The sequence below is a fragment of the Phenylobacterium sp. genome (genome assembly GCF_035569475.1).
Classification (GTDB): domain Bacteria; phylum Pseudomonadota; class Alphaproteobacteria; order Caulobacterales; family Caulobacteraceae; genus Phenylobacterium.
Genome location: NZ_DATMNA010000023.1, coordinates 1 through 10,789 on the forward strand (window position 1 = coordinate 1; position 10,789 = coordinate 10,789).

General features: G+C 71.1%; 10 protein-coding genes and 1 pseudogene. 6 read left to right on the forward strand and 5 right to left on the reverse strand.

Going from position 1 to position 10,789, the window contains the following annotated elements; all coding sequences use genetic code 11:
• A pseudogene (locus VNW53_RS03735) lies at nucleotides 1–140 on the forward strand (IS5/IS1182 family transposase); the annotation flags it as partial.
• A 60-nt stretch (nucleotides 141–200) separates the two neighbouring features.
• On the forward strand, nucleotides 201–1,166 hold the full coding sequence (locus VNW53_RS03740) for an IS481 family transposase (RefSeq protein ID WP_325553732.1): 966 nt from the start codon (nucleotides 201–203) through the stop codon (nucleotides 1,164–1,166).
• Here VNW53_RS03740 and VNW53_RS03745 read toward each other — a convergent pair.
• Nucleotides 1,163–1,525, reverse strand: a complete 363-nt coding sequence (locus VNW53_RS03745; RefSeq protein ID WP_325553733.1) for a hypothetical protein — start codon at nucleotides 1,523–1,525, stop codon at nucleotides 1,163–1,165. The genes VNW53_RS03740 and VNW53_RS03745 overlap by 4 nt on opposite strands.
• On the reverse strand, nucleotides 1,522–2,595 hold the full coding sequence (locus tag VNW53_RS03750; RefSeq protein WP_325553734.1) for a glycosyltransferase family 2 protein: 1,074 nt from the start codon (nucleotides 2,593–2,595) through the stop codon (nucleotides 1,522–1,524). The genes VNW53_RS03745 and VNW53_RS03750 overlap by 4 nt, the downstream gene beginning before the upstream one ends.
• Nucleotides 2,596–2,734: 139 nt before the next feature.
• Here VNW53_RS03750 and VNW53_RS03755 point away from each other — a divergent pair, with 139 nt between their 5' ends.
• The 4 genes from VNW53_RS03755 (at nucleotide 2,735) to VNW53_RS03770 (ending at nucleotide 7,839) form a co-directional block, all read left to right on the forward strand.
• Nucleotides 2,735–3,568: an ABC transporter permease gene (locus VNW53_RS03755; RefSeq protein WP_325553735.1), complete on the forward strand. Its 834-nt coding sequence runs from the start codon at nucleotides 2,735–2,737 to the stop codon at nucleotides 3,566–3,568.
• Nucleotides 3,565–4,314 (forward strand): ABC transporter ATP-binding protein, encoded by a 750-nt coding sequence (locus tag VNW53_RS03760; protein ID WP_325553736.1) that lies wholly within the window; start codon nucleotides 3,565–3,567, stop codon nucleotides 4,312–4,314. Before VNW53_RS03755 ends, VNW53_RS03760 begins: the two co-directional genes overlap by 4 nt.
• A 74-nt stretch (nucleotides 4,315–4,388) precedes the next feature.
• Nucleotides 4,389–6,614, forward strand: a complete 2,226-nt coding sequence (locus tag VNW53_RS03765) for a hypothetical protein (protein WP_325553737.1) — start codon at nucleotides 4,389–4,391, stop codon at nucleotides 6,612–6,614.
• Between the two features lie 10 nt (nucleotides 6,615–6,624).
• Entirely contained in the window at nucleotides 6,625–7,839 is a 1,215-nt protein-coding gene (locus VNW53_RS03770) for a glycosyltransferase (RefSeq protein WP_325553738.1), read from the forward strand.
• On the opposite strand, the gene VNW53_RS03775 is transcribed toward VNW53_RS03770, so the two are convergent.
• The 3 genes from VNW53_RS03775 to VNW53_RS03785 form a co-directional block, all read right to left on the reverse strand.
• Nucleotides 7,836–8,993 carry an MFS transporter gene (locus tag VNW53_RS03775; RefSeq protein WP_325553739.1) on the reverse strand — a complete coding sequence of 386 codons (1,158 nt, stop codon included), beginning with the start codon at nucleotides 8,991–8,993 and terminating at the stop codon, nucleotides 7,836–7,838. The genes VNW53_RS03770 and VNW53_RS03775 overlap by 4 nt on opposite strands.
• Nucleotides 8,994–9,033: 40 nt before the next feature.
• Nucleotides 9,034–9,231 carry a hypothetical protein gene (locus VNW53_RS03780; protein WP_325553740.1) on the reverse strand — a complete coding sequence of 66 codons (198 nt, stop codon included), beginning with the start codon at nucleotides 9,229–9,231 and terminating at the stop codon, nucleotides 9,034–9,036.
• Nucleotides 9,232–9,241: 10 nt separating this feature from the next.
• A partial coding sequence (locus VNW53_RS03785; RefSeq protein WP_325553741.1) for a glycosyltransferase family 4 protein occupies nucleotides 9,242–10,789 on the reverse strand: 1,548 nt, incomplete at its 5' end.

Consider the following 10,789-nt stretch of genomic DNA (forward strand, 5'->3'; position numbering starts at 1 on the left):
TCGTCGAGCGCTACTTCTGCAAACTCAAGCACTTCCGCCGTGTCGCCACGCGCTTCGACAAGCTCGCCAGGAACTTCCTTGCCGCCGTGCTCCTCGCCTCAACTCGACTCTGGCTCAGAGCTTATGAGTCCACGACCTAGGTGTCTGGTCCCGCGGTGTGGGGGACTCAGCTTAGCTGAGTGCTCACACCGGGAGGAGTTATGGGCCAGGTACTCCATGGCAGCGCCACGACCACGCACGCCATCCGAGCGGCGATACAGCGATCGAAGGCTCCGCTCAAAGAGCTAGCCGCCAAGCACGGTCTCAACCGGAAGACCGTCGCGAAGTGGCGCAAGCGCAGCTTCCTGCACGACGCGCCGATGGGGCCGAAGGCCCCGCGCTCGACTGTGCTGACGGCCGAAGAAGAGGCTATGGTCGTCGCCTTCCGCAAGCACACGTTGCTGCCGCTCGACGACTGCCTGTACGCGCTGCAGGCGACGGTCCCGCACCTCACCCGCTCAGCCCTGCACCGTTGCTTCCAGCGGCACGGGATCAGCCGGCTGCCCGAGATCGAGGGCGACAAGACCTCGAAGAAGGCCTTCAAGCGCTACCCGCTCGGCTACTTCCACATCGACATCGCCGAGGTGCGCACCGGGGAAGGCAAGCTCTACCTCTTCGTAGCCGTGGACCGGACCTCGAAGTACGCCTTCGCACGACTGGTGAAGCGCGCCACCGGCATGGCGGCCAGAGCCTTCCTCGACGAGCTCGTCGCCGCCGTGCCCTACCAGATCCACACCATCCTGACGGACAACGGCATCCAGTTTGCCGACTTGCCGAAGAACCGCGATGGCCCCTCGGCCAGATGGCGCGGCCACCCCTTCGACCGCGCCTGCCATGAGCACGGCATCGAGCATCGCCTGACCAAGCCCAATCACCCCTGGACCAACGGTCAGGTCGAACGGATGAACCGGACCCTGAAAGAGGCGACTGTCCGACGCTACCACTACGAGATGCACCAGCAGCTCGAAGATCACCTCGCCGCCTTCTTGGACGCCTACAACTTCGCCAAGCGCCTCAAGACCCTGCGAGGCCTCACCCCTTACGAGGCCATCTGCAAGGCCTGGGCGGACGAGCCAGGGCGCTTCAGGCTAGACCCCGTCCACTTGACCTCGGGACAGAACACCTAGGCGCGCTGGCCCTGCATGATCACCGCGAAGCCCGCCAGCATCAGCAGGTAGCCCACGGCGAACCGCCAATCGAGCGGCTCCTTGAAAACCAGCCACGCCACCAGAGGCACCAGGCCCGAGCCCACGATCGAGAAGGCGTAGGCCAGCGACAGCGGCACCCGGGTCAGGATATAGAACCAGAAGAGCGCGGTCAGCCCGTACCAGGCGAAGGCCCCGATCAGCGGGACGTTGGTGATCAGGCGCATGACCAGCGGCCCGCTCAGGCGCGCATTGTTCACCGCCGCGAACTTGAACAGCGTCTGGCCGATGGGCAGCGCCAGGGAGAAGCCGGCGCAGAGCGCGATGTCCGACAGCTTCACGGCGTTCCCTTCTCGCTCTCCATCCGCGCGATGGTGCGCAGGTAGGGATGGATGGGCCGCAGGGGCACGTTCAGCACGTCGAAGTTCAGCGCCTGCATCAGGAGCTGCGCCCCCAGCATCACCGGCAGGGCCGCCGCCATGACCACGCCCGGCGAGGCCGCGCCGGTGTGGCGGATCGACAGGTAGTGCGCGCCATAGCCCATGCCGAACAGCATGAAGAGGATCCCGAAGACCATCTCCACGCTGGCGGCGTTGAAGTCGCGCACGAAGTACTGGCCCAGCGCCCGCTGCAGGAAGTTGGTGATGTGCTTGAAGGCGAAGGGCCCGACGATGGCCCCGATCCTCAGGTTCGAGACCTCGCCGCCGTAGCGGGCCGGCATGGGCACGTCGCGGACCACCGCGCGCAGGGTGCCCAGGTGGTAGAGCAGGTCGGTCTCGAAGAAGAACCGCCGCGAGACGCGCTTGCCGATCGCCATCCGCGCCACCTGGGCCTCGATGGCGGTGTAGCCGTTGGTCGGGTCGAAGATGTTCCAGTAGCCGGTCGAGAGCTTGGCCGCGAAGCTCAGCGCGGCGTTCCCGAACACGCGCACCGGCGGCATGGTCGCCAGGTGGCTGATCGAGGTGAAGCGGTTGCCCTTGGCGTAGTCGGCCTCGCCCAGCAGGATGGGGGCCACCAGGTGGGGCATGTAGCCCAGGTCCATCTGGTCGTCGCCGTCGACCTTGACCAGCACCTGGCCGCCGCGGGCGATGGCCTCGCGGTAGCCGGCCATGGTGGCGCCGCCGACCCCCTGGTTCTGCGCCAGCTTGACCACCACCACGCGGGGGTCCTTGGCGTTGGCCTCGATGAAGGCGCCCGACTGCTCGGGGCAGGCGTCGTCGACGCAGACGATGCCCTCGACCCAGGCGGGCGTCTTGGCGATGACGTCGAGGATGTGCGCCTTGACCTTGTAGCAGGGCACCACCAGCCAGACGCCGGCGCCCTCCAGGGTGGGATCGAGGGCGCGCAGCATCCGCAGCCGCCCCTCCATCGGCGTGGCCCCGGCTTTCGCGGTCTGGTCGATGGACGCCATGCGCCCGGCTAACATGGAACTCCGCATGCTGGCAAAGCGTCGGGCGGGCCGGCCGCGGCGCGGGGCGCCATCCTTGCGCCGCCATGGCCTTGCCTGTTACGAGCGCGCTTCGTCGGGAGAGCCCCTAGCCGGGACACGCATGGACACCGCCACCCACATGCTGCGCACCGGACGGCGGGGTCCGCTGTTCGAGGTCCAGATGGCGTTCCGCGACCTGCTGGCCTCGGGCGAGCGCCTGGACCTGGCCTGGTCTCTGGCCTGGCACGACGTGGTCTCGCGCTACCGCGGTTCGATCCTCGGCCCCTTCTGGATCACCCTCTCCATGGGCCTGATGGTGCTGGGGATCGGCGTCGTCTACGCCAACCTCTTCGGCATCACGCTCAAGGACTTCCTGCCGCTGGTGGCCCTGGGCATCGTCTTCTTCGGCACGATGAGCGGGATGATCACGGAGGGCTGCAGCACCTTCGTCCAGGCGGCCGGCATGCTGTCGCAGACCAGCCTGCCGATGTTCACCTTCGTCTGGCGCACGGTGTTCCGGAACCTGATCAACCTTGGCCACCACCTGGTGATCGTCGTCGCCGTGCTGATCTACTACGGCTATTGGCGGCAATCGAACGTGCCGGTGGCCGTCGTCGGCCTGGTGTTCATGGTGCTCAACACCGCCTGGCTCAGCATGCTGGTCGGCATCGCCTCGGCCCGCTTCCGCGACATCCCGCAGATCGTCATCTCGGTCATGCAGTTCGCCATGTTCGTCACCCCGGTGTTCTGGCCGGCGAACCGGCTGGGCCGGCATCACGTGGTTCTGGATCTCAACCCCTTCTACCATCTGCTGGAGGCCGTCCGCGCGCCCCTGATGGGCGGCCCGGTCGCGCCGCACACCTATCTGTTCCTGGCCGTCATGGCGGCGGTCGGCTGGGCCCTGACCTTCAGCATCTTCGCCACCATCCGCCGGAGGATCGTGCACTATCTATGAAGGCGCCTCCGGTCTCGATCTCCTGCAAGGACCTCACGCTGCGCTTCCCCGTCTATGGGGTCGACGCCAAGTCGCTGAAGAAGCAGCTCGCCAAGATCACCGTCGGCGGGCGGCTGGGTCGCCACCACGGCACGACCGAGGTGACCGCGCTCTCCAACCTGAACCTGGAGCTGAAGGCCGGCGACCGGCTGGGCCTCGTCGGCCACAACGGCTCGGGCAAGACCACCCTCCTGCGCGCGCTCTCCGGCGCCTACGAGCCCGACGAGGGCACCATCGAGGTGCAGGGCCATATCGCCGCCCTGCTGGACCTCAACCTCGGGATCGACCCCTCGGCGACCGGCTTCGACAACATCCGCCTGCGCGGCCGCATCGCGGGGCTGTCGTCGAAGGAGATCGACCGGCGCCTGCCGGAGATCGCCGAATTCTCAGGGCTCGGCGCCTTCCTGGCCATGCCGGTGAAGACCTATTCGGCCGGCATGCAGGCCAGGCTCGCCTTCGCCGCGGCCACCGCCGTCGAGGCCGACGTCCTGCTGATGGACGAATGGATCGCGGTGGGCGACGCCGACTTCCAGAAGATCGCCCACAAGCGCCTGCTGAAGCTGGTCGAGCGCGCCGGCATCCTGGTCCTGGCCTCCCACGACGTGGAGCTGCTGCGCCTCTACTGCAACAAGGTCATGCGGATGGAAGGCGGCGTCGCCTCGCCGGTGACCCCCATCAAGAACCTCGACGAGCTGATGGCCGCCTGATTGCGGCGCAATCGCCTAGGCTGATAGACCGCTCCGGGTAGCGCCCCCAAATTGGCCACCCGCAAAGGCACCCCTTGGACGTCATCTTCACCATCGTCTCCCGCAACTACGCGGCCCAGGCCGCGACGCTGATGGAGAGCCTGGCGGCCCACGAGCCCAAGGCGCGGCGGGTGGTGGTGGCGACCGACGGGCCGATCCCGCAGCTCGAGCGCCTGGCCGAGGTGATCGACGCGCGCGACATGGGCGCGCCCTACGCGGCGATGAGCGTCTACTATGACGCGCTGGAGCTGAACACGGCGGTGAAGCCCTATGTCTTCCGCCGGTTCCTGACCGAGCCGGGCGCGACCTCGGCCACCTATCTCGACCCCGACATCCTGGTCTTCCGGCCGCTGAACGCCGTGCGCCGGGGCCTCGCCGAGGCGCAGCTCGCGCTGACCCCGCACCTGACCCGACCGCTGCTGGGCTCGGCCATGCCCAACGACCATGCGATCCTGAAGTCGGGCTCGTTCAACCTCGGCTTCTGCGCCGCCCGCGCCGAGCCCAAGGTCGTTGACCTGATGAGCTGGTGGGCCGACCGCTGCGAGTTCGACTGCCGCGTCGACCTGAAGAACGGCCTGTTCACCGACCAGAGGTGGATGGATCTCGCGCCCGGCTTCGTGGACAGCCTGGCGATCCTGCGCACCCCGACCCTCAACCTCGCCTACTGGAACCTGGAAGGCCGCACCTTGGCCCGGACCGCAGCCGGCTGGACCGTCGATGGCGAGCCGCTGGGCTTCTTCCATTTCTCCGGCTTCGACCCGGCGCGGCCGGACATCCTGTCCAAGCACCAGGACCGGGTCCGGGTGACGCCTGGCTCGCCGCTGGCCGAGCTGCTGGCCGACTACGCCGCGTCGATGCTGAAGAACGGGCACGAGACCAGCCGCGCCGTCCCCTACGCCCACCTGCGGTTCCCGTCAGGCCGCCTGGTGACCGGGGCCATGCGCCGCCGCGCCCTGCGCGCCGCCCGCGACGGCAAGGACTTCAGCGCCGGCCTGACCGCGGCGGTGGAGGCCTGGGTCGACGCCCCGGACCCGGAGGCCGCCCTGGCCGGCCTGCCTGACGTAACCCGGACCATGGACCAGGTCTGGCGCGACGTGGCCACCGGCTTTCAGCTCGACCATGAAGCCGGCCGCCTGGGCTTCCACCAGTTCTTCGCCGAGCACGCCACGACCCTGGGCGCCGACGCCATCTCTGGCTCCGCCGCCGAGGCCCTGCTGGCCGCCTGGCGCGGCGGAACACGCGAGCCCGACGCCTCGGTCTGGGGCGAGGCGCCCTGGCGCGGCGCGGCCTCGGGGGCGCTGGACTGGCTGCGCCAGCCCTCGGCCGACGGGACCCCGCGCGCCGCCAAGGCCCTGCTCGCCGCGCGCGGCGACCTGCGCGCCAAGTTCACCGGCGATCCGGCCGGCCTGATCGCCTGGTGCCTGGGCGCCGAGGCCGCCGCCGGGCGCTTCGCCCCGGACCTGTTGCCGCAGGGCGTGATCGAGGGCCTGGCCCGCGATCCGGCTCCGCTGCTCGCCGCAGCCCGCCTGGCCGAGCCCGGCGCCAACGACCTGAAGCGCAGGCTTTCCGCCGGCTTCGGGGTCGCCGCCCGCGCCGGCTGGCCCGAGGCCCTGACCGAGGCCCTGCGGGCGCCGTTCCTGGAGCCCGCCCCGGCGCAGCCCGCGCCGTTCATCCGCCTGTTCCTGGAGATCTGGGAGAGCCGCGTAGATCTGCAGCGCCTGTTCCCGCTGCGCTCCGGCGCCGAGCGGTTCAAATTCCTGCGCTGGCTGGCCGGTGGCGGCCTGGCCGAATACGGCGTGGAGTTCGAGGCCCTGCCCGCGTCGGTTCGCCTGCACCCGCAGATGCAGCTCGCCCGCCTGACCGTGCGCCAGCGCCAGGCGCCCGCGCGCGCCGCCGCCGCCAGTCCCGTGGCCGAGCTTTGGGTGGTCGAGGGCCCGGAGCTGGCCAAGGAGGTCGCCGCCGACCGCCTGGTCTACGAGGCCGGCGCCGGCCGCTTCCTGGGACCCGCGGGCCCCGCCGCCGCCCCCTCGCAGGCCGGCCTCGTGCGCTTCCTGACCCATCCGGACCTGGTCCCCGCCGACGCGGTGGCCCTGCACAGCCGAGGCGTCCGCTGGGCCCGCGCCGTGGGCGTCTGGGACGCCGCGATCGCCGCGGGCCTGGACGGCGAGACCGTGGGCCTGTCCTTCGTCGACGAGGTGTGGGCGCCGGCTGCGCCGGGAAGCTTCCGGCCCATCCGCGCGACGACGACCGTCGCCGCATGAGCCCCTCCCCATGAGCGCACTGGGCGCCGCGCGCAAGCTCTGGAAATCGGCCCTGCCGGAACCGGTCCGCAAGCTGGCGGCCCCGGTCCTCAACATCGCCCTGCAGAGCTACGTCCGCGCCGCCGCGCGCGCGCCGCATGGGGCGGAGGGCGCGACGGGGCCTATCCAGGTAGTAGGCTATTTCGCCGGCTCCCACGGCATCGCCGCCTCGGCCCGGCTGGCGGCGCGCGCGTTCGAGGCCCTGCAGGTCCCGGTGGAGCGCCTCGACGTCACCGACACCAAGCTCGGCTGGGACGGGCGGCTGGCCGCGCCGGTGTCGGCCGGCGCCTGGATCTTCCACCTGAACCCGCCGGAGCTGCTGGCGGCGCTGGCCTGCCTGGGGCCGAAACAGCTCGTCGGCCCCCGCTATGGCTATTGGGCCTGGGAGTTGCCCCGCGCGCCGCGCCGGTGGCTGAAGGACGCCGCCCTGGTCGACGAGGTCTGGGCGCCCAGCCGCTACACTGCCGACGCCCTCGCCGGCGCCGCCTCTCCTGTCCGCGTCGTGCCGCATCCGCTGTTCATGGAGGACTACGCCAAGGTCCCGCCCGCCCCGCGCCGGACGGCTTTCCAGGGCGTCAGCGTCTTCGACTTCAACTCTTCCCTGGCCCGCAAGAACCCCAGGGGCGCCATGGCCGCCTGGACCCAGGCCTTCGGCGGCGACGCCGAGTGCGAGCTGACGCTGAAGACCCAGAACGGCGGCCTCTTCCCCGAGGCTCTGGCCGCCTTGCGCGCCGCGGCGCCCGCCAACGTCCGGATCGTCGACGAGGTCTGGCCCTATGAGCGGGTGAAGGCGCTGATCGCCGGGGCCGACGTGCTGGTCTCCCTGCACCGCGCCGAAGGCTTCGGCCTGACCCCGGCCGAGGCCATGGCGCTGGGGACGCCGGTGCTGGCCACCGCCTTTTCCGGCGTGCTCGATTTCATGGACGAGGCCTGCGCCCTGCTGGTTCCCTCGCGCCCGACCCCGGTCGACGATCCGCAAGGCGTCTACCGCGGCCAGAGCTGGGCCGAACCCGACGTCGCCGCCGCCGCCGAGGCCCTGGTCCGCCTGCGCGCCGATCCGGGGCTCGGCGCCCGCCTGAGCGCCGCCGCCCGCGCCCGTGTGGCGGCCAAGCTCTCGCCCCAGGCCTGGTTCACGACCCTGCCGGCGCAAGTCCGGGCGGCGGCTATGGCGGCCGTGAGGCGTTAGCGGTCGGCCTCCTCCGGAGGGCGGACCTTCTGGAAGCGCCAGAGCAGCAGGAGGTCGTAGGCGATCTTCAACGATCCCCCGATCACCAGCGGCCAGGCGAAGGGCGTGAGGGCGAACAGGAAGCCCGCCAGCGCCGGGCTGAAGGCCGCGGCCAGGCTGCGCGGCACATTGGTCACCCCGGCCGCCGCCGCCCGCTCAGGCGGGGTGACGATGGCCATGACGTAGGAGGTGCGCGCCGGGACATCCATGCTGGACAGCAGGGCGCGCACGAACAGCAGGGCGAAGGCCGTGGCCACATTGGGCGCGAAGGCCGCCGCGATCACGCAGAGGCTCGCCGGGATGTGGGTGAAGGCCATGGTGCGGATCAGGCCGATGCGGCGGGCCAGCGGCGGCGCGGCGAGCTGTGAAAACGCCGCCAGCACGCCCGTCCAGAAGAAGAAGGCCCCGGCCGCGGCCAGCGACAGGCCGAAGCGGTGGAACAGCCACAGGGCGAACAGCGACTGCACCAGGAATCCGCCGCCGAAGGCGTCGATGCAGAAGATGGCGGCCAGGCCGTAGACGTGGCGCTTCGACGGGCCGAGCGGCGTGCGCGCGGCCTCGCCCTCGCTGGGCTGGTCCGGCAGGCGCCGGTAGAGGGCGGCCGCCGCCAGGCCCAGCAGGCCATAGACTCCGAAAGCCCCCTCCACGAGGGTGAGCTGCGCCAGGCCGGTGAGCGCGCGGAGCGGGACCAGCAGGCCCACCGCCAGGGCGCCCAGGGCCATGGCCAGCGAGCCGGTAAGGCTGTAGCGGGCGAAGAGCCGGGTGCGCTGCGACGGCTGGCCGACGTGGGCCAGCAGCGACTGCTCCAGCGGCAGGAACGGGCTCACGTCGCCGCCGGAAGGATTGAGCGTGCCCACGAAGCCCACCACCACCAGCGGCCAGAAAGCGTGGGTCCGGGAGAACAGCACCCCGGTCAGGCCCATCAGGGCGCAGGCGGCGAACAGCAGCCGCTTGGCCGGAACCCGATGGCCGAGCAGCCCGACCGCCAGGGTCAGGGCCGCCGATCCGAGCAGCGTGGCCGTGGTCAGGACCCCCACCTGGAAGACGCTGAACCCCAGGCTCGAGAGATAGACCGGCAGCAACAGCCCGGTGAAGCCGTCCCCAAACCCCCGCACGCCTCTGGCCGCGATGAGAGTGGCGGCGGGACGCAAGGCCTCAGGGCCTGCGGGTGGTGATGTCGGTGAGCGGGCCGCCCTCGCGGATGGTCTTGTTGCGGTAGATCACCGCCCCGACCAGGTTGGGCCGGCGGCCGACGGCGGCCAGGAACTCCGGCCACAGCTCCGACGGGACCCACAGGCAGGGCGCCCGCGGGTCCTCGTCGATCGCCACGTCCACAAGGTCCCGCGCCTCCATGGGAGCCAGCCTAGACCAGCCAGTCGATCAAGCCGAGCTTGGCCATCCAGGCCAGACCCATCTCCACCATCCTTCGCCGCTCCGCCGGGAAGGCCATCAGCACCTCGCGCCCGGTCCGGGCCTTGCCGGCGACCAGCAGGTCCAGCGCCTGGGCGCATTCCTCGAGCGGGCTGCGCAGGCTGTTGAAGGCGGTGTCGAGGGCGACCGTCAGGCCCAGGACGTCGGCCCCGGTGACGCCGGCGACAGGCCTCAGCGGCAGATCCGGCGAGAACCCCCGGGTGGGGAAGCCCGCGAAGCTGACGAAGGGGTCGCCGCGCACCGGATCGGCTTTGACGCGTGGCGGCGGCGGATCGGGCGAGGCGGCCCGCACCAGCGCCATCTCGTCCACCAGGCCATGGATCTGGCGGGCGACCACCGGCCAGTCGAAGGCGGCGGCGACCTGCTCGCGCCCGGCGGCCCCCATCCGGCGGCGCAGCTCCGGCGAGCGGCCCAGCGCGGCCAGAGCCGCGGCCGCCCGGCCGATGTGCACGGCCGTGTACTGGGCGATCTCGCCCACATAGGTCTGATAGCTGGCAAGTTCGAAGAGATGGCGCTGGACGATGGTGAGGCCCATGCCCGACCGCGGTCCGCCCAGCGTCGGGATCAGGAAACCGTCGGTCCCGTCGCGCACCGTCGAGCGGTAGCCGTCCCAGTCGCTGGCCACCACCGGCAGCCCGGCCGCCATGGCCTCCACCGGGGTGATGCCGAAGGTCTCCTGGATGTTGTCGACCAGCGAGATGAAGATGTCAGCCCCGGCCCACAGCTCGCCCAGGAGCTCCTGGTCGTTGCCGTCCAGGAAGTGGACCGGAACGTCGGGCGCATGGGCCTTGGCCGCCGCCTCGTAGCGCCCGCGGTCCTTCTCGCCGGGAAACCAGCCGGCCATGGCGAAGTGCAGGGGCACGGGCGGGCCGCTGCCGCGCGCCGCCAGTTGCGCGGCCTTGAACATCGACTGCGGGAAGGCCTTCTCGAAAAACGACAGTCGTCCGACCCAGAGTATCAGCACATCGTCGTCGGAGAGTCCCAGGCGAGCGCGGACCCTGGCCCGCGCCTCCGGCCTGTCGGCCAGGGCGGCGAATCGCTGGGCGTTCACCCCCAGCGGGATCACCGGCAGGGCCGCCCGCGGCGGGGGCGAGCCGCCCGTCCGCTCGGCGAGGAACTCGCCCCACTGGTCGAACATCTCGCTCAGGGCGTCGCGCACGCTGGGCGAGGTGCAGATGATCGCGTCCCAGGCGTGCACCGGCGAGACCGAGGCCATGGCGATGCTCTGGCGGATGGTTGGCGGGGCCAGGGTGTGGACCAGGCCGATCAGGCTGAGGTCGCGTTCCTTGCCGGTGAGCCGGCGCAGCCACGCCAGGTTCTGCATGCCCGGCTGGCCGCGCAAAACCGCGCCGGCCCCGCGCATCGCCGCCTGGTTGAGCATCGAGCCCGGAACGACACGCACCGGAGCCGCGGGATCGTCCAGCAGCAGCGCCCGCGCCTCGGCCTCGGTGGCGATCACGGCGCTGAGGAAGTCCACCTG

Coding starts and splice junctions, on each gene's coding strand:
- VNW53_RS03760 (WP_325553736.1), top strand. CDS start 3,565: ATGAAGGCGCCTCCGGTCTCGATCTCCTGCAAGGACCTCACGCTGCGC.
- VNW53_RS03780 (WP_325553740.1), bottom strand. CDS start 9,231: ATGGAGGCGCGGGACCTTGTGGACGTGGCGATCGACGAGGACCCGCGG.
- VNW53_RS03740 (WP_325553732.1), top strand. CDS start 201: ATGGGCCAGGTACTCCATGGCAGCGCCACGACCACGCACGCCATCCGA.
- VNW53_RS03755 (WP_325553735.1), top strand. CDS start 2,735: ATGGACACCGCCACCCACATGCTGCGCACCGGACGGCGGGGTCCGCTG.
- VNW53_RS03770 (WP_325553738.1), top strand. CDS start 6,625: ATGAGCGCACTGGGCGCCGCGCGCAAGCTCTGGAAATCGGCCCTGCCG.
- VNW53_RS03750 (WP_325553734.1), bottom strand. CDS start 2,595: ATGGCGTCCATCGACCAGACCGCGAAAGCCGGGGCCACGCCGATGGAG.